This window comes from Thalassospira sp. CH_XMU1448-2 (genome assembly GCF_037027285.1).
Classification (GTDB): Bacteria; Pseudomonadota; Alphaproteobacteria; order Rhodospirillales; family Thalassospiraceae; genus Thalassospira; species Thalassospira profundimaris_C.
On the sequence record NZ_JAYMEA010000001.1, the window covers coordinates 766,348 to 792,699 of the forward strand.

The 26,352-nt window shown below is 55.8% G+C and carries 27 protein-coding genes; 22 read left to right on the plus strand and 5 right to left on the minus strand.

Annotated elements, in window-relative coordinates; translation table 11 throughout:
• The first annotated feature begins 133 nt into the window (after positions 1 to 133).
• The 16 genes from urtB (at position 134) to WA318_RS03645 (ending at position 12,995) form a co-directional block, all read left to right on the plus strand.
• The gene (gene urtB / locus WA318_RS03570) at positions 134 to 1,762 is read left to right on the plus strand and encodes an urea ABC transporter permease subunit UrtB (protein ID WP_336080011.1); all 1,629 of its coding nucleotides are present in this window, start codon (positions 134 to 136) and stop codon (positions 1,760 to 1,762) included.
• Between the two features lie 3 nt (positions 1,763 to 1,765).
• A complete protein-coding gene (urtC, locus tag WA318_RS03575) occupies positions 1,766 to 2,941 on the plus strand; it encodes an urea ABC transporter permease subunit UrtC (RefSeq protein ID WP_336080012.1) in 1,176 nt (391 codons plus the stop codon).
• Positions 2,938 to 3,738: an urea ABC transporter ATP-binding protein UrtD gene (gene urtD / locus WA318_RS03580; RefSeq protein WP_443082630.1), complete on the plus strand. Its 801-nt coding sequence runs from the start codon at positions 2,938 to 2,940 to the stop codon at positions 3,736 to 3,738. Before urtC ends, urtD begins: the two co-directional genes overlap by 4 nt.
• A 12-nt stretch (positions 3,739 to 3,750) precedes the next feature.
• Positions 3,751 to 4,446: an urea ABC transporter ATP-binding subunit UrtE gene (gene urtE, locus WA318_RS03585; RefSeq protein WP_114096689.1), complete on the plus strand. Its 696-nt coding sequence runs from the start codon at positions 3,751 to 3,753 to the stop codon at positions 4,444 to 4,446.
• Positions 4,447 to 4,679: 233 nt separating this feature from the next.
• A complete protein-coding gene (locus WA318_RS03590) occupies positions 4,680 to 5,555 on the plus strand; it encodes an urease accessory protein UreD (RefSeq protein ID WP_336080013.1) in 876 nt (291 codons plus the stop codon).
• Positions 5,556 to 5,582: 27 nt separating this feature from the next.
• Positions 5,583 to 5,885, plus strand: coding sequence for an urease subunit gamma (locus WA318_RS03595; protein ID WP_114096691.1), 303 nt, complete (start codon positions 5,583 to 5,585; stop codon positions 5,883 to 5,885).
• 12 nt (positions 5,886 to 5,897) lie between these two features.
• Positions 5,898 to 6,203: an urease subunit beta gene (locus WA318_RS03600; RefSeq protein ID WP_101245282.1), complete on the plus strand. Its 306-nt coding sequence runs from the start codon at positions 5,898 to 5,900 to the stop codon at positions 6,201 to 6,203.
• A gap of 15 nt (positions 6,204 to 6,218) precedes the next feature.
• Positions 6,219 to 7,931 carry an urease subunit alpha gene (ureC, locus tag WA318_RS03605; protein WP_336080014.1) on the plus strand — a complete coding sequence of 571 codons (1,713 nt, stop codon included), beginning with the start codon at positions 6,219 to 6,221 and terminating at the stop codon, positions 7,929 to 7,931.
• 13 nt (positions 7,932 to 7,944) lie between these two features.
• A complete protein-coding gene (locus WA318_RS03610; protein ID WP_336080015.1) occupies positions 7,945 to 8,568 on the plus strand; it encodes an urease accessory protein UreE in 624 nt (207 codons plus the stop codon).
• On the plus strand, positions 8,558 to 9,268 hold the full coding sequence (locus tag WA318_RS03615) for an urease accessory protein UreF (RefSeq protein WP_336080016.1): 711 nt from the start codon (positions 8,558 to 8,560) through the stop codon (positions 9,266 to 9,268). Before WA318_RS03610 ends, WA318_RS03615 begins: the two co-directional genes overlap by 11 nt.
• The gene (gene ureG, locus WA318_RS03620; protein ID WP_114096695.1) at positions 9,265 to 9,885 is read left to right on the plus strand and encodes an urease accessory protein UreG; all 621 of its coding nucleotides are present in this window, start codon (positions 9,265 to 9,267) and stop codon (positions 9,883 to 9,885) included. The genes WA318_RS03615 and ureG overlap by 4 nt, the downstream gene beginning before the upstream one ends.
• 198 nt (positions 9,886 to 10,083) lie before the next feature.
• Positions 10,084 to 10,530 (plus strand): SRPBCC family protein, encoded by a 447-nt coding sequence (locus WA318_RS03625; protein WP_336080017.1) that lies wholly within the window; start codon positions 10,084 to 10,086, stop codon positions 10,528 to 10,530.
• On the plus strand, positions 10,517 to 10,876 hold the full coding sequence (locus tag WA318_RS03630) for an ArsR/SmtB family transcription factor (protein ID WP_336080018.1): 360 nt from the start codon (positions 10,517 to 10,519) through the stop codon (positions 10,874 to 10,876). Before WA318_RS03625 ends, WA318_RS03630 begins: the two co-directional genes overlap by 14 nt.
• 196 nt (positions 10,877 to 11,072) lie before the next feature.
• Positions 11,073 to 11,621, plus strand: a complete 549-nt coding sequence (locus WA318_RS03635) for a biotin transporter BioY (protein ID WP_336080019.1) — start codon at positions 11,073 to 11,075, stop codon at positions 11,619 to 11,621.
• 106 nt (positions 11,622 to 11,727) lie between these two features.
• On the plus strand, positions 11,728 to 12,402 hold the full coding sequence (locus tag WA318_RS03640; RefSeq protein WP_336080020.1) for an energy-coupling factor ABC transporter ATP-binding protein: 675 nt from the start codon (positions 11,728 to 11,730) through the stop codon (positions 12,400 to 12,402).
• A complete protein-coding gene (locus WA318_RS03645) occupies positions 12,399 to 12,995 on the plus strand; it encodes an energy-coupling factor transporter transmembrane component T family protein (RefSeq protein WP_336080021.1) in 597 nt (198 codons plus the stop codon). The genes WA318_RS03640 and WA318_RS03645 overlap by 4 nt, the downstream gene beginning before the upstream one ends.
• Before the next feature lie 88 nt (positions 12,996 to 13,083).
• Here WA318_RS03645 and fghA read toward each other — a convergent pair whose 3' ends face one another.
• Both fghA and WA318_RS03655 read right to left on the minus strand, forming a co-directional pair.
• Complete coding sequence (gene fghA / locus WA318_RS03650; RefSeq protein WP_336080022.1) at positions 13,084 to 13,941, minus strand: S-formylglutathione hydrolase; 858 nt, start codon at positions 13,939 to 13,941, stop codon at positions 13,084 to 13,086.
• Positions 13,942 to 14,016: 75 nt separating this feature from the next.
• Complete coding sequence (locus tag WA318_RS03655) at positions 14,017 to 15,141, minus strand: S-(hydroxymethyl)glutathione dehydrogenase/class III alcohol dehydrogenase (RefSeq protein WP_443082631.1); 1,125 nt, start codon at positions 15,139 to 15,141, stop codon at positions 14,017 to 14,019.
• A gap of 118 nt (positions 15,142 to 15,259) precedes the next feature.
• Between WA318_RS03655 and WA318_RS03660 the strand changes: the two genes are divergently transcribed.
• Positions 15,260 to 16,138 carry a LysR substrate-binding domain-containing protein gene (locus tag WA318_RS03660; RefSeq protein ID WP_336080023.1) on the plus strand — a complete coding sequence of 293 codons (879 nt, stop codon included), beginning with the start codon at positions 15,260 to 15,262 and terminating at the stop codon, positions 16,136 to 16,138.
• Between the two features lie 71 nt (positions 16,139 to 16,209).
• Positions 16,210 to 16,395 (plus strand): YegP family protein, encoded by a 186-nt coding sequence (locus WA318_RS03665; RefSeq protein WP_336080024.1) that lies wholly within the window; start codon positions 16,210 to 16,212, stop codon positions 16,393 to 16,395.
• Between the two features lie 80 nt (positions 16,396 to 16,475).
• On the opposite strand, the gene WA318_RS03670 is transcribed toward WA318_RS03665, so the two are convergent.
• Positions 16,476 to 17,258 (minus strand): 3-hydroxybutyrate dehydrogenase, encoded by a 783-nt coding sequence (locus WA318_RS03670; RefSeq protein WP_336080025.1) that lies wholly within the window; start codon positions 17,256 to 17,258, stop codon positions 16,476 to 16,478.
• A gap of 185 nt (positions 17,259 to 17,443) precedes the next feature.
• Between WA318_RS03670 and WA318_RS03675 the strand changes: the two genes are divergently transcribed.
• Positions 17,444 to 17,884 (plus strand): acetyltransferase, encoded by a 441-nt coding sequence (locus WA318_RS03675; RefSeq protein ID WP_336080026.1) that lies wholly within the window; start codon positions 17,444 to 17,446, stop codon positions 17,882 to 17,884.
• A gap of 12 nt (positions 17,885 to 17,896) precedes the next feature.
• On the opposite strand, the gene WA318_RS03680 is transcribed toward WA318_RS03675, so the two are convergent.
• On the minus strand, positions 17,897 to 19,522 hold the full coding sequence (locus WA318_RS03680) for a sigma-54-dependent transcriptional regulator (protein ID WP_336080027.1): 1,626 nt from the start codon (positions 19,520 to 19,522) through the stop codon (positions 17,897 to 17,899).
• Between the two features lie 224 nt (positions 19,523 to 19,746).
• Between WA318_RS03680 and WA318_RS03685 the strand changes: the two genes are divergently transcribed.
• On the plus strand, positions 19,747 to 20,979 hold the full coding sequence (locus WA318_RS03685) for a methionine gamma-lyase (protein ID WP_336080028.1): 1,233 nt from the start codon (positions 19,747 to 19,749) through the stop codon (positions 20,977 to 20,979).
• Positions 20,980 to 21,125: 146 nt separating this feature from the next.
• Here the strand turns inward: WA318_RS03685 and WA318_RS03690 are convergent, their stop codons facing one another.
• Entirely contained in the window at positions 21,126 to 21,857 is a 732-nt protein-coding gene (locus tag WA318_RS03690) for a hypothetical protein (RefSeq protein WP_336080029.1), read from the minus strand.
• A gap of 757 nt (positions 21,858 to 22,614) precedes the next feature.
• Here WA318_RS03690 and WA318_RS03695 point away from each other — a divergent pair.
• On the plus strand, positions 22,615 to 24,999 hold the full coding sequence (locus WA318_RS03695) for a transketolase (RefSeq protein ID WP_336080030.1): 2,385 nt from the start codon (positions 22,615 to 22,617) through the stop codon (positions 24,997 to 24,999).
• A gap of 189 nt (positions 25,000 to 25,188) precedes the next feature.
• Positions 25,189 to 26,337: an HPP family protein gene (locus tag WA318_RS03700; RefSeq protein ID WP_336080031.1), complete on the plus strand. Its 1,149-nt coding sequence runs from the start codon at positions 25,189 to 25,191 to the stop codon at positions 26,335 to 26,337.
• Positions 26,338 to 26,352: the final 15 nt, after the last annotated feature.

Genomic DNA, 26,352 nt, shown 5'->3' on the forward strand with positions numbered 1-26,352 from the left:
TTATGCCTGATCCTTTCTTTAGCTAATTTTCCAGTTTGAATTCAAAGGTTTGGTGATCATGCGCAATGACATTTTTTCAGTGCTGCGCCGTTCTCCGTTCTTCGCGAGCAAGGCAAGATGTGCGGCGGTCCAAATGATTGCTGTGCTTGCATGCCTGATGGCGTTTGTGACTGTCGCACCCAACATGGCGCAGGCATTCAGCGACGAAGAACTTCGAAATATTGCCGAACAGCTTAATGATAAAAGTGCGACCAAAAAGGTTGCCGTGATCGAACAGATGGCCGCTGATGGCGATCCGCGCGTCGCTCCGATCCTTAAGGCGATGCTTGATGGTGATCTTTATGTGCGTGACAGTGACGAGCATGTCGTCATCGCCACCAAAAAGGGCAAGGTTTACACCCATATCGACATCGTCAGTGGCGAAGAATCCGGTGAAAGCAGTTCCAAGGAACTTTCCAAGATCAAGGTGAATAACCGTTTGCGCGGTGCGCTGCGCGACGCCTTGGCGACCCTGAACCTGTTTAGCCCGGACCTTGCGGTGCGAACCGCAGCAGTCGAGCAGATCATGGATGCCCGGGACCCGGCGATGTTGCCGCTGCTTTTGCGCGCCATTGACCGTGAAGAAGATGAAACCCTGTTGGCCAGGATGCAACTGGCCGAGGCCACCATGGCCTTGGCAGCCGGGGAAACAACGGATGAACGTCTGGCGGCGATCCTTGTTCTTGCCAGTGAAACCACACCGCAAATTCGTGCTGTCCTGTCGCAGTTTGTCGCCAGTGCCGAAGCCGAAGGGTATCAGCCGGAAGTCGTCGAAGCGGCAAAGGATGCTCTTGAATCTGTCGAGCGGCGTCTGTCGACATGGCAGACGGTCGGCGATGTTTATCGCGGTATCAGCCTTGGTTCTGTTCTGTTGTTGGCTGCGGTTGGCCTTGCCATCACATTTGGCGTGATGGGTGTCATCAATATGGCGCACGGCGAAATGATCATGATTGGCGCCTATACCACCTTTGTGGTGCAGCAGGCACTGGCACCGTTCCTGCCGTCTGGTTCGGCCTGGTCACTGGCAATTTCGGTGCCTGCGGCCTTTTTGGTCGCGGGTGCGGTAGGTGTTGTAATCGAACGCTGTGTGATCCGTTTCCTGTATGGTCGGCCGCTTGAGACGCTGCTTGCGACATGGGGTGTCAGTCTTATGTTGCAACAGGCCATTCGTTCGATTTTCGGGGCAACCAACCAGCAGGTTACCGCACCCGATTTCATGAGCGGGGCGATTGAATTCTCGACCGGTCTCGTTCTGACCTATAACCGGCTTTGGATTATCCTGTTCAGTGTGATTGTCGTGGCCGGGATTGCCGCGGTGCTGCGATACACTGCCTTCGGGCTTCAGATGCGTGCGGTCACCCAGAACCGTCGCATGGCCGGATCGGTCGGTATTCGTACCGGATATGTCGATGCGCTGACTTTTGGTCTGGGCTCGGGAATTGCCGGGATCGCCGGTGTGGCACTCAGCCAGATTTCAAACGTCAGTCCGAACCTTGGTCAGACCTATATCATCGACAGTTTCATGGTGGTCGTGTTTGGCGGGGTCGGGAACCTTTGGGGCACGGTGCTTGGCGCATTCAGCCTTGGTATCGTCAACAAGTTCCTTGAACCGGTGGCGGGTGCAGTTCTTGCCAAGATCTTTGTCCTGATTGCGCTGATCCTGTTTATCCAGAAACGACCCAAGGGGCTGTTTGCCCTTAAGGGTCGCGCGGTGGAGGCCTGATCCATGACCGATTATCGTCAACAATACAAAATGACGCCGGTTGTTGGCTGGCTCCTGCAAGATCGTGGCGGCATGATCCTTCTGGCGATCCTGATTGCTGCGGCGATCCTTGTGCCGATGGGCAATCTTCTGGTGCCCGAAGGATCGGCATTCCATGTGCCGACCTGGATGCTCAGCCTTTTGGGGAAATATCTGTGCTATGCGCTTCTGGCGCTCAGCGTTGATCTGATCTGGGGGTTCTGTGGCATCCTGTCGCTGGGGCATGGCGCGTTCTTTGCGCTGGGTGGCTATTCGATGGGGATGTATCTGATGCGTCAGATCGGGGATCGCGGGGTTTATGGCGATCCGATCCTGCCGGACTTCATGGTGTTCCTGAACTGGAAGGAATTACCCTGGTACTGGTACGGCTTTGACATGTTCTGGTTTGCCATTGTCATGGCGATGTTTGTACCGGGACTTCTGGCCTTTGTGTTTGGTTTCCTTGCATTCCGTTCGCGCGTGACGGGGGTTTATCTTTCGATCATCACACAGGCGATGACCTATGCGCTTCTGCTGGCCTTCTTCCGCAATGACATGGGCTTTGGCGGGAATAACGGTCTGACCGATTTCAAGGATTTGCTTGGTTTCTCGTTGCAATCGGATGGTACGCGTGCCGGATTGTTTGTGGCGTCCTGTGTGTTTCTCGGGGTGTGTTATATCGTGGCGCGCGGTATTACCCAGTCGCGTCTGGGCAAGGTTCTGATTGCCATTCGCGATGCGGAAAGCCGGGTGCGTTTCACCGGCTACCGGGTTGAATATTACAAGCTGTTTGTCTTTACCGTGTCAGCCGTGATGGCGGGCATTGCCGGTGCACTTTATGTGCCGCAGGTCGGCATTATCAATCCGGGTGAATTTGCCCCGGCATTGTCGATTGAAATCGTCATCTGGGTCGCGGTTGGCGGGCGCGGCACGCTTTATGGTGCGGTGCTTGGTGCCTTTATCGTTAACTATGCCAAGACCTTCTTTACCGGGGTTATGCCGGACTTCTGGCTGTTCTTCCTAGGTGGTTTGTTCATTGCTGTGACCCTGTTCCTGCCAAAAGGGGTGATCGGTGCGGTTCCGGCATTCGGGGCGGCGGACCGGCAATCGTTGTTAACGACCTGGCGAAAACGCCGCGCAAATGAAGGAGGCAAGGCATGAGCGAAGCAGCTGTCATGGAAACAAATGCCTCGGACGAGCCGCAGGTCAAATCGGCACGGGCGGAAACCATTCTTTATGTCGACGGGGTTTCGGTGACCTTTGACGGGTTCCGTGCCCTGAACAACCTGTCATTCTATGTCGAACCGGGCGAGCTTCGCGCGATCATTGGCCCGAACGGGGCGGGCAAGACGACGATGATGGATATCATCACGGGTAAAACACGCCCTGATACCGGCGATGTTTTATTTAAAAGCGAGATCGATCTGACCAAGCTCGACGAGGCCGAGATTGCCAATCTGGGTATCGGGCGCAAGTTCCAGAAGCCGACCGTGTTTGAAAGTCATACGGTTTTTGACAATCTGCTTCTGGCCTGTTCCGGCGGGCGCGGCGTGTTTCAGGCACTGTTTCATCGTTTAAGCGCAGCCGAAAAAACCAAGATCGAAAAGACCCTGATCACCATCATGCTTGAAGACAAGCGCGATGAAATGGCCGCCAACCTTTCGCATGGCCAGAAACAGTGGCTTGAGATCGGGATGCTTTTGATGCAGGAGCCTGAATTGCTTCTGGTCGATGAGCCGGTTGCCGGGATGACCGATTCCGAAACCGAGGAAACGGCAAAGCTTCTGCGCACGATTGCCAAGGAATATTCAGTCGTTGTGGTCGAGCATGACATGGAATTTGTCCGCGACCTTGATTGCAAGGTGACTGTTCTGCACGAAGGGTCGGTTCTGGCCGAAGGGCGGCTTGATCATGTGCAGAAAGACCCGCGGGTCATTGAAGTTTATCTCGGTCGCTAGGGGAGCCAAAACATGCTCGATGTCAGCAATATTGATCTGTTCTATGGCGCTTCCCATGCCCTGCGTAAAGTGTCGCTCAGTGCCGAAACCGGCAAGGTAACCGCTGTTCTTGGTCGGAACGGGGTTGGCAAAACGTCGTTAATGCGCGCGGTTGTCGGCCAGCATCCGATTACCGAAGGCAATATCAAATGGGAAGGCAAGGATATCTCGCGCGATCCGTCATGGCGTCGGTCGGCCAACGGGATTGCCATTGTCCCGCAGGGTCGCGAAATCTTTCCGCTTTTGACCGTGAAGGAAAATCTTGAAACCGGGTTTGCTGCACTTCCGCGTGCCATGCGCCATATCCCCGACGAGATTTTTGAACTGTTCCCGGTTCTGCGTGACATGCTGGGCCGGCGTGGTGGTGACCTTTCAGGGGGGCAGCAACAGCAACTCGCAATCGGGCGCGCGCTTGTGACGCGCCCCCGGTTGCTAGTTCTGGATGAGCCGACCGAGGGTATTCAGCCTTCGATCATCAAGGATATTCAGCGCGTTATCAAACAGCTGGCTGATCGTGGTGACATGGCGATCCTGCTGGTCGAGCAATATTTCGAATTCGCCCACGAACTGGCCGACGAGATTGTTGTTCTTGAGCGCGGCGAGGTCGTTCTGTCCGGAGCCAAGGACACACTTGATCGTGAAAAAGTGCGGGCCTATCTGACTGTTTGATCAGCATTTGCCAAAAATTTGCGCAACTTTCACGTGATTGATCAGACCAATAGCCATCAAAATCCGTGTTTCGGCATGGATTTGATGGTTGGCCCGCATCTTGCTGTTACGCCCCTTGGAATTACCGGAAAACGGTATCAGGCCCAATAACGGGACCTCATTGATCAGGTGGCCTAGTGCAGCTTCGTAAACTCGAAACCCCGATATCTGCAGCCCAAAATGCAGATGCCCAAATGACCGGAACGCCCGCGCGCATCATTACCGATGGCCGCGCAGAGGTGACATTCCGTCAGGGTTCCGGTCCTGCCCATCAGGGCGGGCATGCCGCCCTTGATCATCTTTATTACCGCGATCCGATGAAAATCCTGTTTCCGCGCCCGGTGGCCGGGGACCTTTCGACGGCGGTGCTGGTAACGACATCTGGCGGCATGGTCGGCGGCGACAAACTGGCATTTGCCGGCAAGGTCGAGGCTGGCGCATCCGCACTTTTTACCGCACAGGCCGCCGAAAAGATTTATCGCTCTGTCGGGCCGGATTGCGAAATGTCGGTTGATCTGACGGTTGAAGATGGGGGCTGGCTTGAATGGTTGCCCCACGAAAGCATCCTGTTTGATCAGGCGCGGCTTCGTCGCAAGACAACCATTGCCGCATCGGGATCAGGCATGGTTATGGCCGGTGAAATGATGGTGTTCGGGCGTCTGGCACGGGGTGAAGTGTTCAAAACCGGATTGGCGCGCGACGCATGGGATGTGTCGATTGAAGGGCGCCCGGTGTGGCGTGACGCGCTTCATCTTGAAGGTGATGTGTTGCGCATTCTGGATCACGGGGCGGGTTTTGACGGGGCACGCGCCAATGCCACGGCCATTCTGGTCGGGCATGGGGCAGAAGATCATCTTGATGCGGCGCGCGACTGTCTTGAACAGGCATCCGCGGGGCTGGCAAAGGGCGAAGTCCTGTGTGCCGCGACCGCGATGAAGGGAATTGTGATCACGCGCTTTATGGCACGTGATCCGATGTATTTGCGCCGGGTATATGGCGGATGGTGGAAGCAGTTCCGCCATAAAACAAGGGGGCTTCCCGAACGTTTGCCGCGTTTGTGGGAGATTTAGAACGGTGGATCCAAGGAGTAGCCAGGCATGAATTTGACGCCACGCGAAAAGGACAAACTGCTGGTTTCGGTTGCGGCCATGGTCGCACGCAACCGCCTTGCACGGGGGGTAAAGCTTAATTACCCGGAATCTATCGCGATCATCACCGACTATGTCGTTGAAGGCGCGCGTGATGGCAAATCTGTTGCCGATCTGATGCGCGACGGGGCCACCGTGATTTCGCGTGATCAGGTCATGGATGGCATTGCCGAGATGATCCACGAAATCCAGGTCGAAGCAACCTTCCCCGACGGGACGAAGCTTGTGACCGTTCATGAACCCATTCGCTAAGGAGGCGCTATCATGATTCCAGGTGAAATCATTACCAAGGAAGGCAGCCTTATTCTTAACGAGGGGCGCGAAACCAAGACCATCATGGTTGCCAATACCGGTGATCGTCCGGTGCAGGTCGGATCGCATTATCATTTCTATGAAACCAATCCGGGCCTTGATTTTGACCGCGAGGCCGCACGCGGTTTTCGCCTTGATATCCCGGCCGGGACGGCAGTGCGCTTTGAGCCGGGTCAGTCGCGCGAGGTCAATCTGGTGAAATATGCCGGGTCCGGCACGGTCTATGGCTTTAACGCCAAAATCAACGGCAAGCTCTAAGCGGGGGAACGATACATGGCATATGAAATTGATCGTCCATCCTATGCGGCCATGTTTGGCCCGACCGTTGGCGATAAGGTCCGTCTGGCTGATACCGACCTGATCATCGAGGTCGAAAAGGATTTCACCACCCTTGGCGAGGAAGTCAAATTCGGTGGTGGCAAGGTCATCCGTGATGGCATGGGCCAGTCGCAGGCAACGCGCGCCGAAGGTGCGGTTGATACCGTGATCACCAATGCGCTGATCCTTGATTATACCGGCATCGTCAAAGCCGACATCGGCATCACCGGTGGTCGTATTTCCGGGATCGGCAAGGCCGGGAACCCCGATGTTCAGCCCGGTGTCGATATCATCATCGGTCCGGGCACCGAGATCATCGCGGGCGAAGGCAATATCATTACCGCTGGCGGTATTGATGCCCACATTCACTGGATTTGCCCGCAACAGGTTGAAGATGCCCTTTATTCCGGCGTGACCAGCATGCTGGGCGGTGGCACTGGCCCGGCTGCCGGGACCAACGCAACTACCTGTACGCCCGGCCCCTGGCATATTGCCCGGATGTTGCAGGCTGCAGAAGGGATTCCGATGAATATCGGTTTCTTTGGCAAGGGCAATGCGACTCTTCCGGGATCGTTGATCGAACAGATCAAGGCAGGCGCCTGTGGGCTTAAGCTTCATGAAGACTGGGGCACGACCCCGGCTGCGATTGATACGTGTCTTTCGGTTGCCGATGACCTTGATGTTCAGGTCATGATCCATACCGATACGCTCAATGAAAGCGGCTTTGTTGAGCATACCCGCGCATCGTTCAAGGGCCGCACCATTCACACCTTCCATACCGAAGGTGCCGGTGGCGGGCACGCACCAGACATCATCAAGCTGTGCGGCGAGGCCAACGTTCTGCCAAGCTCGACCAACCCGACCCGTCCGTTTACGGTCAATACCATTGACGAGCATCTGGACATGCTGATGGTCTGCCATCACCTTGATCCGAAAATCCCAGAAGACGTGGCCTTTGCCGAAAGCCGTATTCGCCGCGAAACCATCGCCGCCGAAGATATTCTGCATGACCTTGGTGCGTTTTCGATTATCTCGTCAGACAGTCAGGCCATGGGCCGTGTGGGTGAAGTCATCACGCGTACCTGGCAGACCGCAGACAAGATGAAGAAACAGCGCGGTGCCTTGCCCGAAGATGCGGGCAAGGGGAATGATAACTTCCGCGCCAAGCGCTATGTCGCCAAATACACCATCAACCCGGCAATTGCGCAGGGCATCGGGGCACATGTGGGCTCCATCGAAGTTGGCAAGATCGCCGATCTTGTCGTCTGGAAGCCGATGTTCTTTGGCACCAAGCCCGATATGGTGGTCAAGGCCGGGATGATTATTGCAGCGGCCATGGGCGATCCGAACGCCTCAATCCCGACGCCGCAGCCGGTCCATTACCGCCCGATGTTCGGGGCCTATGGCAATGCGCTTGCGAAGTCGAGTTTCTCGTTCGTGTCACAGGCTGGCATTGATGCCGGAATTGCCGCCGAATTCGGCCTTTCCAAGGAATTGCTGGCCGTATCGAATACGCGCAATATCGGCAAGAAGGACATGAAGCTTAATGATGCGCTTCCGGTCATGGAAGTCGATCCGGAAACCTATCAGGTGACCGCAGACGGGGAACTTCTGACCTGTCAGCCGGTTGATGTTGTGCCGATGGCACAGCGTTACTTCCTGTTCTGATCGGATAAGCTTTATGCGTCACGCCATTGAACATATCCCGGTTGATCGTTCCGATGCGGCCCCTGAACTGATGGAGGTACGCGGGACGGTAACCCTGGCCTTTTCGGATCGGCACCGCCGGCGCATTCGTCTGATGGATGATGCGGGCGAACCCTTCCTGCTTGATTTGCCGCATGCGGTGCGTCTGGCGGACGGGGATCGTTTGCGCCTTGTCGATGGCGGGGTGATTGTGGTGCGCGCCGCCGACGAGCCGGTATTGACCATTACCGCATCCGGTCCGATTGCCGCGGCCAAGCTGGCCTGGCATATCGGCAACCGTCATACCCCGGTCGAGGTCCTTAAAGACGGGCGGTTGCGCATTATCGATGATCATGTGATGCGTGACATGATTACCGGGCTCGGCGGGGTGGTCGACCAGGAAATCGCCCCGTTCAATCCACTGAACGGGGCCTATCACGGGCTTGGCGGCGCACATGGTCACAGCCATGGCAACGATCACTTCGATCATGAAGATCATGGTCGTGATCACAAGCATGGCCATAGTCATTCGCATGGTCATGGACACAGCCACTCCCACAGCCACGGTGATCACGGCCATTCCCACGCCCATACCGCAGGGAAACCGCATGACCACTGAAACCCTGACCCTTAACCCCGCTGGACTGATGCGGTTGATGACATGGCTTAGTCCGTCATTTCCGGTCGGTGCCTATACCTATTCCCATGGTGTGGAATATGCGGTGGAAGACGGTCGGGTCAGCTCGGCCAATACCCTGATCAACTGGGTTGAAGGGGTGTTGGAATTCGGCGCTGGGCGGATTGACGCAGTACTGTTCTGTGCAGCATGGCGTGCGGCCCTTGCAGGCGAGGAAGAAGCCCTGTTTGACATCGGTGTTGAGGCCGATTGCTGGCGCGGCACATCTGAAATGGCGTTGGAGGCAACCGCGCAGGGGCGTGCCTTTGTCTCGACGGTGGAAAAAGTCTGGGGCGAGGGTGTTCTGACGCGCTGGGCCAGCCGCATGCGTGGCGATGATCGTTTGCCGTCCTATCCGGTGGCCGTGGGCATTGCGGCCGCCGAGATCAAAGTGCCATTGCAGGATGCCTTGACCGCCTATTTGCATGCCATGGCGGCAAACCTTGTTTCCAGTGCGGTGCGTCTGGTGCCGCTTGGTCAGACCGATGGTGTCCGGTCCCTGTCATCCCTTGATCAGGCAGTTTCGATTGCCGTTGATCATGCGATGAGCGCCGATCTGTCTGATCTCGGTGCCGCGGCGCCGCTTGTTGACTGGACATCGATGAAACACGAAACCCAATATACGAGGCTATTTAGATCATGAGCTCTCCCCTTCGTATCGGAATTGGTGGGCCGGTTGGCTCGGGCAAAACCGCACTTCTGGAGCGCCTGTGCAAGGCCATGCGCGATGAATTCAATATCGCGGCCATCACCAATGATATCTATACCCGCGAAGACGCCGAATTCATGACCCGTTCGGGTGCACTGGCAGCAGATCGTATTGCCGGTGTTGAAACCGGTGGCTGCCCGCATACGGCCATTCGCGAAGACGCGTCGATCAATCTGGCAGCGGTCGAAGACATGGCGGCCAAGCATGCCGGGCTTGAGGCGATCTTTATCGAGTCTGGCGGGGATAACCTGTCGGCCACCTTCTCGCCGGAGCTTGCCGATATCACGATTTACGTCATCGACGTATCAGCCGGCGACAAAATCCCGCGCAAGGGCGGGCCGGGCATTACGCGATCCGATTTGCTGGTGATCAACAAGACCGATCTGGCACCACTGGTCGGGGCCGATCTGGGCGTGATGGACCGCGATGCCAGGAAAATGCGCGGCGATCGTCCGTTCCTGTTTACCAATCTCAAGGCCATGGACGGTCTTGAAGACGTCAAGAATTTCATCATCGAGACAGGGGGGCTCCGCCAATCCGCAGCATCCTGATATGGGGATATAAGGAAAGCTGCACGGGCTTGCCAGTTGCATTGACAGCGGCACTGACCCAAGGATGACGGGAGCACGCATCGCCCGGCCGGCAACGGTCGGGCGTTTGTGCATTTGGGGTCCACAATTAAAGAGCAACTTTTTGGTTGCGTAAATCAAGGTCTTCTGGCAAGTTAAATGCAACCAGGAGGTTGCGTTATGTCAAATACCATTGAGAAGTCGATTGAAATCAAAGCGTCCCGTTCACGTGTCTGGAAGGCCCTGACCGATTCAAAGGAATTCGGCGCATGGTTCGGGATCAATATCGAGGGACCGTTTACGGTGGGCAAGGTATCTTCGGGCAAGATCACCATCGAAGGTTTTACCCATGTGCCGTGGAACTCCACGATCAAGGCGATGGAGGAACCATCCTATTTCGCCTATACATGGCATCCATATGCGGTTGATCCGGATGTGGATTACAGCGGTGAACCCGAAACACTTGTCGAATTCTGGCTTGAAGAATCTGATGGTCAGACATCGGTTCGGGTGCGCGAAACCGGATTTGATAACCTGCCACCCCATCGCATTGCTGATGCGTTGCGGGCCAATACACATGGCTGGGGCGCCCAGTTGGAAAACATCAAGAAACATGTCGAAAACTGAACATAATCCTGCATATCTCAAACATGACCGTGATTTTTCGGTCATGTTTGCCGCTTTGGGCGATCCGACACGGTTGGCGATCTTTGATCGTCTGGCGGATGGCAAGCCGCGTTCGATCTCGGCGCTGTCTGACGATGCCGATATGACGCGTCAGGCGGTGACCAAGCATCTGCGTGTTCTTGAAACGGCGGGTCTTGTGCAAAGTCACAAGGTCGGGCGCGAAAGCCAGTATGCCTTTTGCCCCGAACAGCTTGCGCAGGCGCGCGCCTATCTTGATCAGGTTGCCGGACGGTGGGAATCCGCCCTTATGCGGCTTAAAACCTTTGTCGAAGGCGATCAGGACTAAGCATTTGAATTCCATTGCTTATCACCGGGACGGGTGCACTGATCCCGGTGATGGCGATGTCATTTTGCTTGGCGTCGTTCAGATTTGCGGTTATCCCATATCGCGTTGAGCTGGTCGGGCGGACCGGTTAACGAAAGGCGTCCTTGCGCAAGGGGTTGATGCAGGGATGCTTTATAACGGGAATGGGAACCGTTACATGAAGACCAAAGATATCGTCTATATCGCCTTGTTTGCGGCAATGACCGCTGTTCTTGGCCTGTTTCCGCCAATCACACTTCCGATTACCGGTGTGCCGGTAACCGCCCAGTCACTGGGGCCGATGTTGGCTGGTGCCATTTTGGGCGCACGTCGCGGCGGGCTTTCGATTGTGCTGTTCCTTGTGCTGGTGGCACTTGGTTTGCCACTGCTTTCGGGTGGCCGTGGCGGCTTTGGCGTGATGGTCGGGGTGACCGGCGGGTTTATTTTTGGCTGGGCCATTTCGGCCTTTGTCATCGGCCTTTTGATCGAAAAATTCTGGAACCGGCTGAATGTCGTTAACGCGGCAGTTTCGATTGCCTTTGGCGGGATCGTTGTCCTTTATGCCATTGGCAATGCCTGGGTCGCGGTGGCCGCAGATATCAGCTATTGGCAGGCAACAGTTGGCGCAGCACCCTTCCTGATCGGTGATGCGATCAAGGTGGCGATTGCAACCGCTGCATGTCTTGCGGTGCGTCGCTCGTATCCCTTGATTTCGAAATCAGCCTGACATCTTATGGGCGCAAGCAGAGATCGCCGTTGCGGTCTGCTTGCGCCCGTTCTCCGCTCATTTTAAACCAGACCCCTTTCCCGAAGAACGCCGGACAGCCAACCCCATGATCCGTTTTGAAAATGTATCTGTGCAATTTGATGCACGCCGCGCCCTTGAGGATATCGACCTCACGCTTAGCCAAAAGCGCATCGGGATCATCGGCGCCAATGGATCGGGTAAAAGCACCTTCGTGCGGCTTCTGAACGGGCTTCAGACCGCAACCAGCGGACGGGTTTTGATTGATGACCTTGATCCGGCCAAGGATGGCCGCAAGATCCGCCGCCATGTCGGCTTTGTTTTCCAGAACCCCGATAACCAGATCGTCTATCCGGTGGTTGAAGAAGATCTGGCCTTCGGGCTCAAGGCCCTGAAACTGCCCAAGGACGAGATCAACCGGCGCGTTGATGAAATCCTTGCGCGTTATGATCTGTCGGATTTCAAAACCCATCCCAGCCATCTGCTTAGCGGCGGGCAGAAACAGCTTCTGGCCATTTCCGGCGTTCTGGTGATGGAGCCGCGCTATATTGTGCTGGACGAGCCGACCACCTTGCTTGACCTGCGCAATCGCAACCGGGTTGAACGCGCCATTGCCGATCTGGATCAGACGGTGATTACGGTTTCCCATGATCTTGATCTGATTGCCGGTTATGACCGTGTTCTGGTGTTTGAAAACGGCAGGATCGTTATTGATGACATTCCGGCCAACGCCATTTCGAAATATCGCGAGATGATGGCATGATCGCAGGCCTTTACAGGGACGGGAACTCTGTGCTCCATCGCGCACAGGCCGGGGCTAAGATCCTTGCCATGGTTGCCCTTGGTACGGGTGTGTTCCTGATCCCCGACTGGCCGGTGGTCAGTCTTGTTCTGGTCAGTGTGATTGTGCTTTATCGCATTTCGGGGTTCGGTTGGGCGACCATGACAGCCCAGATCAAGCCGATGTTCTGGCTGCTTGCGATCTTTTTTGCCGTGCAGCTTTGGCTGAATGACTGGCAGGCGGGATTGTTGGTCATTACCCGGATTGCCGCCATTGTGATGTTTGCATCGCTTGTGACCCTGACCACCAAAACATCCGATATGCTGGCATCCCTTGAGCGTGCCATGCGTCCGCTTAAACCGCTGGGCGTGAACCCGGAAAAGGTCAGTCTGGCGATTTCAATGGTGCTGCGTTTTATCCCGGTCATCGCCACGGTGGCATCGGAAATCCGCGATGCCCAGCGCGCGCGCGGCCTTGATCGATCCATCCTTGCGATGGTGGTGCCCCTGATCATCCGGACCCTTAAAATGGCCGATGATGTTGCCGACGCGATTGAAGCACGCAGTTTCGATTAACTTCATGAGCCTGAATAAGGCCCCGACACGTCAAGGGGGGAGAACGGTATCTGGCGACGTGCCGGGGAAACCGAAGATCGGGGTGCAATCAGCTCAGGCCAAGATGCTTGGCGTGGAAGCGGATATGATCTTCGATAAAGGTCGAGATGAAGTAATAGCTATGGTCATAGCCATCCTGCATCCGAAGGGTCAGTGGATAGTTTGATGCCTTGGCCGCAGCTTCAAGCGCCTCTGGCTTAAGCTGTTCGGCAAGGAAGCCGTCGGCATCGCCCTGATCTACCAGTGCGGGCGTCTGGGCGTTGGCGGCACTGGCGGCCTTCATCAGTTCCGAGCTGTCCCATGCCTTCCAGGCCGATTTATCATCGCCGAGATAATTGCCAAGCGCCTTCTGGCCCCACGGGCAATTGATCGGGTTGGTGATCGGCGAAAAGGCGGTGACGGATTTGAACGTGCCGGGATTGCGAAGGGCAATCATCAATGCACCATGACCGCCCATCGAATGACCGGAAATCACCGCATCGTCACTGACCGGGAAGTGATCCCTGATCAGGGCGGGCAGTTCCTTGGTCACGTAATCATACATGCGGTAATTGCGTGCCCAGGGTTCCTGGGTGGCATTGACGTAAAAGCCAGCACCCTTGCCGAAATCATAGGCCTCGTTCTCGTCATCGGGGACATGATCGCCGCGCGGGCTGGTGTCCGGGGCGACAATCGCAATGCCGAGTTCAGCAGCCACGCGAAACGCACCGGCCTTATGCATGAAGTTTTCATCGGTGCAGGTCAGGCCCGAAAGCCAGTACATGACCGGGACCTTGGTGCCGTTACCGGCTTGCGGCGGCAGGTAGATGGCAAAGCGCATGTCGCAGCCCAGCACCGCAGACGGGTGGGTATATTGCTTTTGCCAGCCACCAAACACCTTGTTGCTTGACGCGTTTTCAATACCCATTCGGGCCTCCTTCTGATCGACCATTGCCGGATGATTTCCGGCAATGGCGCTGTTTTTCAATTAAAGTATCGATGATCAGTAATGGATGACCGAACGGATGCTTTCGCCTTCATGCATCAGGTCGAACGCTTCGTTGATGTCTTCAAGCTTCATGGTATGGGTGATGAAATCAGACAGTTTGAACTCACCGGCAAGGTAGCGTTCAACATAATCCGGCAGTTGCGAACGGCCTTTGACGCCGCCAAATGCGGTGCCGCGCCAGACGCGACCGGTGACCAGCTGGAACGGACGGGTCGAGATTTCCTGACCGGCACCGGCAACACCGATAATCACCGACTCACCCCAACCCTTGTGGCAGCATTCAAGCGCCGAACGCATGACATTGACATTGCCGATACATTCAAACGACCACTCGACACCACCATCGGTCATTTCGACAATGACTTCCTGGATCGGCTTGTCATGGTCTTTCGGGTTGATGCAATCGGTTGCGCCAAGCTGCTTGGCAAGTTCAAATTTCTTTTCGTTAAGATCAATGGCAAGGATGCGACCGGCACCGGCCATCTGCGCGCCGATGATGGCCGAAAGACCGATGCCGCCAAGGCCAAAGACTGCGACCGAATCACCCGGCTGAACCTTTGCCGCATTGACGGTGGCACCCATGCCGGTGGTCACACCGCAACCCAGAAGGCAGACTTCTTCAAGCGGGGCGGCCTTGTTGATTTTCGCAAGCGAGATTTCCGGAAGCACAGTGTATTCCGAGAAGGTCGAGCAACCCATATAGTGATAGATCGGCTTGCCATTCTGCGAGAAGCGGGTGGTGCCATCAGGCATCAGGCCCTTGCCCTGGGTGACGCGGATTTTCTGGCACAGGTTGGTTTTGCCCGATTTGCAGAATTTGCACTCGCCACATTCCGGGGTGTAAAGCGGGATCACGTGATCACCCACGGCAACGCTGGTGACACCTTCGCCGATGGATTCAACAATGCCGCCGCCTTCATGGCCAAGGATGGCGGGAAAGATGCCTTCGGGATCGTCACCCGACAGGGTAAAGGCATCGGTATGGCAAACGCCGGTGGCAACGATCTTGATGCGCACTTCGCCAGCCTTGGGCGGGGCGACCTGAACTTCTTCGATCGACAGCGGCTTGCCCGCTTCCCATGCGATGGCGGCTTTACAGGTAATGGTTTCGGCGCTCATGACGCTCCTCCGGCAAAAGAAATGATAATGGCATCAGTCTATTTATTTCTCCTATCCTGATAATCCGGTATTTTGGTAAATAACTTTTACTGTGTTGTAATAATATGGGCCGATTGCCATGAATGCCTGGGACGGGATCAGCGAATTTATCGCCGTATCGGAACGCCAAAGCTTTACAGCGGCGGCCAGGCAGCTTGGCATTTCGGTGGCCCAGGTCAGCCGACAGATCACCGCACTTGAGGAAAAGCTGGGCACCCAGCTTTTTTACCGTACCACGCGCAAGGTCAGCGTGACCGAGGCCGGACAGATTTACTACCAGCATTGCCGTCAGTTGCTTGACGGTCTGGGCGAGGCGGAGCGCGCCATTGGCAACCTGACCGAAGTACCACGCGGCAAGCTTAAACTGACCGCGCCGACGACCTATGGTGAAACCGTGATTGCGCCGCTGGTGAATGATTTCGTGGCGCGCTATCCCGATCTTGAAGTCCAGTGCCGCTTTACCAACCAGAAGCTTGATCTGGTGCTTGAGGGCTATGACATGGCGATCCGTCTGGGCCGTTTGGAAGGCACGACCGGCAGCCTGATGACCCAGCAGTTATCCACCCGCCGTCTTTATGCCTGTGCAGCGCCAAGCTACATCGCCAAGCGTGGGGAACCGCACTCCCTGTCAGAGCTCAATCACCATAACTGTCTGGTCGGGACGCTGGATTACTGGCGGTTTGAAGAAGACGGACGCGAACGCACCATCCGCATTCATGGCTCCATCCACGCCAATAGCGGGCAGGCGCTTCTGGATGCGGCGCTTAAAGGTATCGGCATCGTGCAATTGCCCGATTACTACGTCGATCCCTGGATCGCCAGTGGTGATCTGATCCCGGTCCTGACCAAATATCAGCCGTCAGATGAAGGCATCTGGGCGATCTATCCGACCAACCGCCATCTTAGTCCGAAGATCCGCATGCTGGTCGAGCATCTGGGGCGGTATTTGGGGCAGTAAGTTTTGCGTCACAAGCCATCTGGTCGGGCGTCATCCTTGCAACGGGTAAAACGCAGCAAACGAGGTGACGCATGTCTGAATGTACCGATCAACGCGGTGACCGCTGGGAAATTTACGAGGGCAAGGACGGCTGGCGGTGGCGGCGGACGGCCCGGAACGGCAATATCGTCGGGGCCTCGACGCAGGGCTATTCCAAGAAAACCGATTGCCTCGCCAATGCTGAACGCAATGGTATGACTTGCACGCCAAAGGATTGATCCTTTCGCCATGGCAGAAGATAAAAAGCCCCTCTGGCATTAGGTGCCGAGGGGCTTTTTGATGGGCGTAAGGAAAAGGCTTATTGTGCGGTCCAGCCGCCATCGACCGACAGATGCGTGCCGGTCATCTGCGATGCGGCGTCCGAGCACAGGAATAGCGCGGTCTGGCCGATCTGTTCGGGGCTGACGAACTGTTTGGACGGGTGTTTGTCCGAGACCAGACGGGTTGCAGATTCCTCGATGGAGATGTTGGCTTCCTTGGCACGGGCTTCGATCTGGCGTTCGACAAGTTCGGTGCGCACCCAGCCCGGGCAGATGGCATTTGCCGTAATGCCGGTTTCGGCTGTTTCAAGGGCAGTGACCTTGGTCAGCCCGATCACGCCATGTTTGGCGGCAACGTAAGCTGCCTTCTGGACCGAGGCGACAAGGCCGTGGGCAGACGCGGTATTGATGATCCGGCCCCAGTTTTTCTTGCGCATATAGGGCACGGCAAGGCGGGTGGTGTGGAAAACCGATGTCAGGTTGATCGCAATCACCGCATCCCATTTCTCGACCGGGAAATCCTCGACATTGGCAGTATATTGAATGCCGGCATTGTTGATCAGGATATCAACGCCACCAAATTTGGCCTCGGCATCCTGCATCATGGCTTCGATTTCGTCGGGCTTGGACAAATCGGCACCGTTGTAGAAGGCGGTCACGCCATATTCTGTTTCAAAGGATTTGCGGGTGGCTTCAATCGCATCGGCATCGCCAAAGCCATTGAGCATCACATCCGCGCCCGCACCGGCAAGTGCCTTTGCCATCGCAAGGCCGATGCCGCTGGTTGATCCGGTCACGAGTGCGCGTTTTCCTGTCAGCATATTTCTTCTCCCTGTGGGTGAGGAGTTTGTTCCTCTTGTTAAGTTGGAAGGATCATGCCGCACTGCAACCAAACTGGCAAGAAGAGGTGTGATCAATGATCGTTGCAGGCGTTGGCGGGGAGTAAAATACGTGTTGCCTCAAAGGTTTGCTTGTGGGGTGACAAATGCCGAATTAAAGTGCCGCAATGATGAATATCAGAGCTTCCAGACCCGGTGAGGGTGACCGCATTGTTGAAATCTGGCGGGGTGCTGTCGATGCCACCCATGATTTCCTGACGCCCGAGGATCGTCTTGCGATTGACGATCTTGTGTGCGGATTTTTGCCTGATGCGCCGCTTTGGCTTGCCGTTGATGCGCGTGATTATCCGCTTGGTTTCATGCTGATTGATGGCGGTCATATGGAGGCGCTGTTTATCGACCCGGCCTGTCGTGGCAAGGGTATTGGTACAGCACTTGTGCGCCATGGTCTTGCGCTTCATCCCGCCATGACAACCGACGTGAATGAGCAAAATCCGCAGGCCATCGGTTTTTATGAAAAGTTGGGCTTTGTGCGCACCGGGCGTTCGGCCCTTGACGGGCAGGGGCGGCCCTATCCGCTTATTCATCTGAAATATGCGGGCAAGTAATCTGCCGGGTTTTTAGGGGCCAATGCCGTATTTGCGGAGTTTATTGGCAATCGATGTGTGCGAAACGCCAAGCCGCTCTGCCAGCTTGCGCGAGCTTGGGTAATCCGGATAAAGCCGCATCAGCATTTCACGTTCCAGCATGTCCAGTCCGGCATTGAAGTCATCCTGCGCCAATGCCTGGGTGATCAGGTCGGGCCCATGGGCCGGGGCAGTTTGAGCGTCAGACGGGTCGGTGCTTTCGGAATGTGCTGCTGTATCCGGGGTCGTCATGGTGCCGGTGGCCGCACTGGTCAGATCGCGTGCACCAAGCACATCGCCATCCAGCAGGGCGACGGCACGAAAAAGGGTGTTTTCCAGTTCACGCACATTGCCCGGCCAGTCATGGGCGCGCAGCCAGTCAAGCCCGTCCCGGGCAAGATGCGGGGTCGGTCGTTCGGTTTGCTGGGCCGTGCGGGCCATAAAGAATTTGGCAAGATCATCAATGTCCTCGACCCGGTCGCGGAGCGGGGGCAGGGTGATGCCAAGGACGTTGATGCGGAAATAAAGATCCTCGCGGAAGGTGCCGTCATGGGACATGGCTTCAAGGTCGCGGTTGGTGGCGCTGATGATACGGACATCAACGGAAATTTCGTCGGTCCCGCCAACGCGCCGGAACCGGCCATCCTGCAAAACGCGCAGAAGCTTGGCCTGCAAATAGGGGGTCAGTTCACCGATTTCATCCAAAAACAGCGTGCCGCCATCGGCCAGCTCGAGAAGACCCGGCTTGCCACCACGGCGTGCCGAGGTAAAGGCGCCTGCGGCATAGCCAAACAGTTCGCTTTCAGCCAGACCTTCGGGCATGGCGGCACAGTTAAGGGCAAGGAACGGTTGGTCGGCACGCGCGCTTGCGCGGTGGCAGGCGCGGGCAAAAAGCTCCTTACCCGTACCGGTTTCGCCAAGGATCAGAAGGGGTGCATCAATATTGGCAAGCCTTTGGGCCTGTGATTTTACCCGTGTCATAGCACGGCTGGTGCCGATGATGTCGTCAAAACCGGTATGGCTGCGATCCTGAAGGGCGGTGATGACCCGACCGAGCCGTGCGGCCCGGTGAAACACCATCACCCCGCCCCAGGGTTCGTCATCTCCTGCGTCCGATCCATCATCGACATGACCAATCGGTTCGACCTGAAGCAAATAGGTCTGACCGCCTAAAGTGACTTCATGTTCAGGAAGGTGAAAACCGCTTTGGCGCAAATCTTCAATTGATGGTTCGGCAAGGATGTTGGAAATATCCTGATCCCGAAGAGGCTTGTCATTGGTGCCTGCAATGGATTGTGCAGCCGGATTGGCCTGTGCGATCAGGCCATTGGCATCAACGGCAATCACCGGATCGCCAAGGGCGGCAAGGGTCGCGTGAAGCTGTGCGCGGCGGCGTTCGGTCGGCAGGCGGTCGATCTCGCGAATGTCGGATATTCCGGGGATCTGTTTAAGCGCATGGGATAAAAGCGGAAAACGACCCGGTTGAATGGCCGGAATATCGGCATAGATGTAATGGGTGGTGACCTCAAACGCGCGGATATCCAGCCCCTGATCGGTCAGGACATTGACCACGTCACGTGTGATGCCCAGTCTGTTTTCGCCGCGTATTTCAAACCGCATGTCTGTACCGATATGTTTACACTGTAACGAAAAGTATACGTGATCAAATGCCTGATTTCCAGTGTATTTGCCGTAAAGTGCGAATTGGGAATGAGATGTGTAAATAATTATTTACACTAAATTTTTGCGCTGATGGTGCACAGCCTTGAAAATCGGGGATTTTACAATCTGGCACGGGGATTGCGGATGTGAGGGCAGAATAAACGCATTTTCAGGAGCCTCACATGTCTGCCAATGACAGCCGCCACAGCAATGTCGCCAAAACCGGTTTTGCCACCCGTGCGATTCATCATGGTTATGATCCGCAAAGCCACAATGGTGCGCTGAACCCGCCGGTATATATGTCTTCGACCTTCGCGTTCGAAACAGCCGAGCAGGGCGGGCGGTTCTTTGCTGGTGACGAGCAGGGCTTCATCTATTCGCGCATTGCCAACCCGACCCTTGATCTTCTCGAAAAGCGTCTGGCAGTGCTTGAAGGCGGTGAAGCAGCGCTTGCGACCGCATCGGGCATGGGGGCGATCACCTCGGTCTTCTGGACCTTTATCGCGCCAGGTGACGAGATCATTGTTGATCGCACCCTTTATGGCTGCACATTCGCCTATTTCCGTCATGGTCTGGAGAAGTTCGGCATCAAGCATACCCATGTTGATCTGACCGATCCGGCTGAACTGGAAAAGGCGATCTCGGACAAGACCAAGATTGTCTATTTCGAAACCCCTGCCAACCCGAATATGCGTCTTGTCGATATCGAAGCCATTTCCGAAATTGCCCATAAACACGGTGCAAAGGTTGTTGTTGATAACACCTATTGCACGCCCTATCTGCAGCGCCCGATTGAACTGGGTGCCGACATTGTGGTGCATTCGGCCACCAAATATCTGGGCGGTCATGGTGACCTTATGGCCGGTGCGGTAATTGGCTCGCTTGAAGATATGACGCAGGTCCGTCTGGTCGGGCTAAAGGACATGACCGGTGCGGTTCTGTCGGCACAGGATGCCAATCTTGTGATGCGCGGGCTTAAGACGCTTGAGCTGCGTATGGAGCGCCATTGCGACAATGCCGAGAAGATCGCAGCGTTCCTTGATTCCCATCCGAAGGTTGATCGCGTGTTTTATCCGGGCCTTGAAAGCTTTGCGCAGCACGACCTTGCGAAAAAGCAGATGGATCGTTTTGGCGGCATGATTGCCTTTGAGCTTAAAGGCGGGATCGAAGAAGGCCGCAAGCTGATGAACGGCCTTAACATGATCACCCGTGCGGTCAGCCTGGGCGATGCCGAAACCCTGATCCAGCATCCGGCATCCATGACCCATTCGACCTATACTGCCGAAGAGCGTGCGCAATATCAGATCACTGATGGCCTGATCCGTCTGTCGGCCGGACTTGAAAGCATTGACGATATTCTGGCTGATCTTGCCAATGCGCTTGATGGCGGCGAAATGGCGATTGCCGCTGAATAAGGCTGCGGGCCCGACTTCCCGATCAGACGCCCGGAAAGGAAATGAGAGCCGGTCTGCCCGATGGCAGGCTGGCTCTTTGACCAGATGAGTATCCCCCGTGGCGTCAGGGGCATCCTTGCCGTTCTCGGGGTGTCTGGTGCAGGGTGCTAGTCAAAGAGGCCGTATGTTTTCAGGACTTCTTTTGATTTCTCCGGCAAATTTTTGTTTGTGCCTAGAATGACGCGGAGTTTTCTCAGATCGATCAGATGGAAGGACGGGGCGGTTTCGGGATGGTTCTTCAAAAGTTCAAACATCAAGCCGTTCGAATAAACGCGTTCAAGTCCGGTTTGAATGGCATCGCGCAATTCCGGTTCCCCCGGGGCGAAAAAGAAATAGATCGGCTGGGAATAATAAAGCCCGATTTCCGGTGAAACTTTGATGTTTGGTGCCTGTTCCTTCATCCAGCGCCATTCCCCGAGAATTTGCCAGAAGGCGCGGGGGTAAAGATCAAACCGCTTGGCATCAAGCATCTTGTGCAAGGTGTTATAGCGTCCGTCCGAGACCGAAAAGCCGTTTTCAATCAGGATTTTCGTGTCTGGCCAGCCAAGTCCCTGACCCATCGAAAACTTCCGAAGGTCATCCATTGATCTGACGGATTCAAGGGCAGGCAGATTTTCATTGAGCACCATGAACAGCCGCAGCCCCGTCGTCCCCAGATAAATCGGGACATAGGCTGGCAGCAACTTGTCTTCGCGATCCTGAGAGGTGCCAAAATGGACAGTATTGATCGGATCGTTGGCAAGCAGCATTGATACCCGGCGTTCCTCGGTCGGATAATCCATGCAAACCGGTGTGATTGTGATGTCCCTGCCGCTTAGCCGTATTGCAAGGCGCAACAATTCAACATGATATTCCGAATGTCTGTCCCATGGTGTGACCCCTTTGCAATAGTCTGACCGCTGATCTATGGGAAGTCTGATCTCAAGAACCGGGCGTGCTTGTTGCGGGGCCCTTTCATCAGCCCGTGCCGGACCAAACCCGGATAACGCATTCAGCAAAGCGGCAAGCAGTGCTGTGAGCACACCGTGTCTGAACGCGCCGGGTAATGCAGTAATGAAAGTGGAAAAAGCCAAGAGAAATCCGGGACAATAGAGTGGTATGGAGTGAATTGAGGACAGGACTATACGGATGGTTCGATCACTACACAATCGGGGGATGTTCAGTCCTGGCCATTTCTTGCGAGCGGGATGGTATCTCCGCAATATCCCGACGGCAGGCGAGATGACCGCAGGCAATCCTCAGGCATGGGCACCATACCGGTCAGGTCAAGCTTGCCGGGGGTGGATATCCCCCGATGCCCTGTGTTCCAGAGCCCGTTACGCGCAGGCTGCGGAGAGACGAATCGCACTGTTGATATCGGCGATTCGCGACCACGAAATATTGTTTCAGACGGGAAATTCGAATGTTTGACCGGGAATGTCGCAGCCGATTCCACATTTGAACCAAAAGTGACGAATCTTGTGTGAAATGATGTTGGTATCCCTTGATTTCCGCAGTGGCGACTTAAAAATCGGTAATTCAATACCGGAATATTGCGGGTTCAGAGACGAGCCCGAAAGAAACCCGGAACATCAGGCGTGAAAAGGGATCAGGAAAATGTCAGCACAGGATGCCGCCCCGGAAATCGGTGAAATTATCGAAGCAACCAGCACCGGCAACGTGAAGGCCGAAGATCTGGAGATGCTCGGTCAGATCGAGAAAAAGGTGCGTTGGCTATCAAGCTGGACGATCCATAATGCCAACCATCTGCGTCCGAAACGTGACGGCATCAAGGTTGGTGGTCATCAGGCCAGTTGTGCATCCATGACAACCCTTATGACGGCCCTTTATTTCAATATTCTGCGTCCGCAGGACCGGGTTGCGGTCAAGCCGCATGCAAGTCCGGTTTTCCATGCGATCAATTATCTGTTTGGCCGCCAGACCAGGGAGAAGCTTGAGAATTTCCGGTCATTCGGCGGCGCGCAGTCCTATCCTTCGCGGACCAAGGATGGCGATCAGGTTGATTTTTCCACCGGCTCGGTTGGTCTTGGCGCGGCGGTCACCAACTTCGCAGCCCTGACGCAGGATTACCTGCGTTACAAAAACATGCTGCCCAAGGGCGAAGTGCCCGGCCGCATGGTTGCCCTTGTCGGCGATGCCGAACTTGATGAAGGCAATATCTATGAGGCGCTTCTTGATACCTGGAAGCATGACATTCGCAATGTCTGGTGGGTGATTGACTATAACCGTCAAAGCCTTGATGGCATGATTGATGCCCATCTGTTCCGCGTGATCGGTCGGTTCTTCCGGGCCGTTGGCTGGAACGTGATCACCATAAAATATGGTCGCAAGCTTCACGATGCCTTTGCCAAACCGGGCGGCAAGTCATTGAAGAAATGGCTTAATGATGCGCCAAACGACATCTATTCGGCCCTGACCTTCCAGGGCGGGGCGGCATGGCGCAAGCAAATCCTGTCTGACATGCCCGGTGATAATGCACTGGCAAGCCTGCTTGGCGATTATGATGATGATGCCCTGCATGATCTGATGACCAATCTGGGCGGCCATTGCATGGAGGCGGTGCTTAATGCCTTTGATGCCGTTCCCAATGACAAACCGACCGTGTTCATTGCCTATACCGTCAAGGGCTATGCCACCCCGCTTCAGGGCCACAAGGACAACCATGCCGGGCTTATGAATGTCGCGCAGATGGATGCCTTCAAGCTTCAGAACAAGATCGCCGACGGACAGGAATGGGATATGGCGGCGGGCCTTGATGTCAGTGCTGATCGTGTGCGCGATTATATCAAGAACGCGCCGTTCAATGACCGCGCCCCGCGCCACAAGATGGCCGAAGTCATCACCATTCCGGAAATGCCCTATGCGCGGGTGGAAACATCGAGCACCCAGGAAGTATTTGGCAAAATCCTTAATGAACTTGCCAAGATGAAAAACTCTGCCCTTGCTGATCGCATTGTCACCACATCACCCGACGTGACGGTTTCGACCAACCTTGGTGGTTTTGTGAACCAGCGTGGCCTGTTTGGGCGCGAAGAACTGGCTGATGAGTTCCGTGAACGCAAGGTACCCTCGGCCCAGAAATGGATCAGATCGCCCGAAGGTCAGCATGTTGAACTTGGCATTGCCGAAAACAACCTGTTCTTGAATCTGGCGGCCCTTGGTCTGTCGCATAGTCTGTTCGGGCAGCGCCTGTTCCCGATTGGCACCCTTTATGATCCGTTCATTGCGCGTGGTCTGGATGCGCTCAACTATGCCTGCTACCAGGATGCGCGGTTCATGGTCGTGGCAACACCAAGTGGTATCACGCTGGCCCCCGAAGGCGGCGCACATCAGTCGATTTCAACCCCGATGATCGGGATGGGGCAGCCGGGCCTGACCAGCTTTGAGCCAAGCTTTGGCGACGAGCTTGCAACCATCATGGGCTGGTCCTTTGATCATTTGCAGGCCCCGAAGGGCGGATCGGTGTATCTGCGGCTATCGACCAAGCCGCTGGCACAGCCCGAACGCGAACTTTCCGATGCCACCAAATCGGAAATCGTTTCAGGTGGTTACTGGCTCCGTGCGCCGGGCAAGGATTGCAAGATGGCAATCGCCTATTGCGGGGCGATGGCACCCGAAGCCATGGCGGCGTGGGAAAAGCTTTCGGAAGACCATCCGGGCTTGGGCTTGTTGGCGGTGACGTCTACCGACCGGCTTTACAATGAATGGCAGGACCTGGAACGTGCGCGGCTTGAAGGCAAGTCAAAGGGCGAAATGTCCCATGTGGAAAACCTTCTCAAGCCGCTGGCATCTGATGCCCGTCTTGTCACAGTGATTGATGGTCATCCGGCTGCCCTTGCATGGCTGGGTTCGGTCCGTGGGCATGCGGTTGCACCGCTTGGCGTGAACGGCTTTGGCCAGTGCGGCGATAGTATCGCGCTTTATGACCATTACCAGATCGGAACCGATGCCATCCTGCGAGCGGCAAAACGCTGGGACTGATCAACATTAAAGACACTCAGGTCGTCAACGGAGGAGGGTTATGTACCCTCCTTTTTTTTCGGGAGTGGTTTGTGACGTGGTGTAGCGATTGACGGGCAGGGTGTTTCAAAGTACGAGGACGGAACGCTATTTATAATAATTAAACACTACAGGCCTGTTCAATTTTTGGCCGGGTTGCGAAACGTTCCGATGAAACACAATTACCTTCGCGGTTTTATGCCCGCGATGCCTTTTAGCACACCTTTCGAGGTCGCCCGTGCCGGAATAGGCGCCCTGATCGGTTTGGGGGTGGCAGGATTTCTGCTGTCATTCTTCGACCTGCACGATGCCGGGTTGTACCTGATTGCCCCATTCGGGGCGACATCGGTGCTGCTGTTTGCAGTGCCCAACAGTCCGCTTGCCCAGCCATGGTCGGCCATTGTCGGCAATAGTGTGTCGGCACTGGCCGGAATTGCCGTTTGTATGGTCGTTGATGATGCGGTCCTGTGTGTGGCGCTGGCTGTTGCACTTGCCATTTCGGCGATGATTTTGGTACGTGCAGTCCATCCGCCCGGCGGGGCCGTTGCAATGGTCGCAGCCCTTGGCCCTGATATCGCAAGCGAGTTGGGTTTCCAGTTTGCCCTGACGCCGGTAGCGGCGATTACGACAGCACTGGTCGTGATTGCGATGATCTATGCGCGTGCAACGGGGCGGTCATATCCGCTACGTCATTTCGATGACAAAAGCATTCACCAAACATCCGACCGTCCGCCGATTGAACGGCTTGGGCTCAATGAGGGTGAGCTGAATGCCATTTTGCAGCAATATCGCCAAAGCCTGAACCTTGGTGTTGAAGATCTGGCGCGCCTGATCGGGGCAGCAGAGCTACAAGTTGCGTCGCACCGAACCGGGCCATTGACTGCGGGCGATATCATGTCGCGCGATCTGGTAACGGTTAAGTCCGATACGTCCCTTGGCGATGTTGCCGATCTTTTCCGGCGTCACAGTTTTACCTCCTTGCCGGTGGTCGAAAAAGACGGGCGATATTTGGGGGTTATCTTTCAGATACACCTGATCCGCCGTGCCCGCGAAGACGCGCTGCGTCTAGATCGTGGCCTTATGTCGGCAATGGCACGCCTGATTGACCGGAAACGCGGTGCGCCGGTAACGGCCATCGAAATCATGTCGGTGACCGAACCCCGCGCCACGGCCAGCACCCCGATTGCTGCTCTGTTGCCATTGATGGCCGACGGGGCATGTGATGCCGTGCCGGTTGTTGAATATGGCAAGATCATCGGCATCGTAACGCGAACCGACCTGATTGCCGCATTGGCCCATGCAGGACTGGTCGCAGCCTGAATCCGGGGTGCAGCA

Coding starts and splice junctions, on each gene's coding strand:
- WA318_RS03600 (WP_101245282.1), top strand. CDS start 5,898: ATGATTCCAGGTGAAATCATTACCAAGGAAGGCAGCCTTATTCTTAAC.
- urtE (WP_114096689.1), top strand. CDS start 3,751: ATGCTCGATGTCAGCAATATTGATCTGTTCTATGGCGCTTCCCATGCC.
- WA318_RS03670 (WP_336080025.1), bottom strand. CDS start 17,258: ATGCTGACAGGAAAACGCGCACTCGTGACCGGATCAACCAGCGGCATC.
- WA318_RS03675 (WP_336080026.1), top strand. CDS start 17,444: ATGATGAATATCAGAGCTTCCAGACCCGGTGAGGGTGACCGCATTGTT.
- WA318_RS03615 (WP_336080016.1), top strand. CDS start 8,558: ATGACCACTGAAACCCTGACCCTTAACCCCGCTGGACTGATGCGGTTG.
- fghA (WP_336080022.1), bottom strand. CDS start 13,941: ATGGGTATTGAAAACGCGTCAAGCAACAAGGTGTTTGGTGGCTGGCAA.
- ureG (WP_114096695.1), top strand. CDS start 9,265: ATGAGCTCTCCCCTTCGTATCGGAATTGGTGGGCCGGTTGGCTCGGGC.
- WA318_RS03680 (WP_336080027.1), bottom strand. CDS start 19,522: ATGCGGTTTGAAATACGCGGCGAAAACAGACTGGGCATCACACGTGAC.
- WA318_RS03595 (WP_114096691.1), top strand. CDS start 5,583: ATGAATTTGACGCCACGCGAAAAGGACAAACTGCTGGTTTCGGTTGCG.
- WA318_RS03700 (WP_336080031.1), top strand. CDS start 25,189: ATGAAACACAATTACCTTCGCGGTTTTATGCCCGCGATGCCTTTTAGC.
- WA318_RS03645 (WP_336080021.1), top strand. CDS start 12,399: ATGATCGCAGGCCTTTACAGGGACGGGAACTCTGTGCTCCATCGCGCA.
- WA318_RS03590 (WP_336080013.1), top strand. CDS start 4,680: ATGACCGGAACGCCCGCGCGCATCATTACCGATGGCCGCGCAGAGGTG.
- urtB (WP_336080011.1), top strand. CDS start 134: ATGATTGCTGTGCTTGCATGCCTGATGGCGTTTGTGACTGTCGCACCC.
- urtC (WP_336080012.1), top strand. CDS start 1,766: ATGACCGATTATCGTCAACAATACAAAATGACGCCGGTTGTTGGCTGG.
- WA318_RS03695 (WP_336080030.1), top strand. CDS start 22,615: ATGTCAGCACAGGATGCCGCCCCGGAAATCGGTGAAATTATCGAAGCA.
- WA318_RS03655 (WP_443082631.1), bottom strand. CDS start 15,141: ATGAGCGCCGAAACCATTACCTGTAAAGCCGCCATCGCATGGGAAGCG.
- WA318_RS03635 (WP_336080019.1), top strand. CDS start 11,073: ATGAAGACCAAAGATATCGTCTATATCGCCTTGTTTGCGGCAATGACC.
- WA318_RS03625 (WP_336080017.1), top strand. CDS start 10,084: ATGTCAAATACCATTGAGAAGTCGATTGAAATCAAAGCGTCCCGTTCA.
- WA318_RS03665 (WP_336080024.1), top strand. CDS start 16,210: ATGTCTGAATGTACCGATCAACGCGGTGACCGCTGGGAAATTTACGAG.
- ureC (WP_336080014.1), top strand. CDS start 6,219: ATGGCATATGAAATTGATCGTCCATCCTATGCGGCCATGTTTGGCCCG.
- WA318_RS03630 (WP_336080018.1), top strand. CDS start 10,517: ATGTCGAAAACTGAACATAATCCTGCATATCTCAAACATGACCGTGAT.
- WA318_RS03610 (WP_336080015.1), top strand. CDS start 7,945: ATGCGTCACGCCATTGAACATATCCCGGTTGATCGTTCCGATGCGGCC.
- WA318_RS03640 (WP_336080020.1), top strand. CDS start 11,728: ATGATCCGTTTTGAAAATGTATCTGTGCAATTTGATGCACGCCGCGCC.
- WA318_RS03660 (WP_336080023.1), top strand. CDS start 15,260: ATGAATGCCTGGGACGGGATCAGCGAATTTATCGCCGTATCGGAACGC.
- urtD (WP_443082630.1), top strand. CDS start 2,938: ATGAGCGAAGCAGCTGTCATGGAAACAAATGCCTCGGACGAGCCGCAG.
- WA318_RS03685 (WP_336080028.1), top strand. CDS start 19,747: ATGTCTGCCAATGACAGCCGCCACAGCAATGTCGCCAAAACCGGTTTT.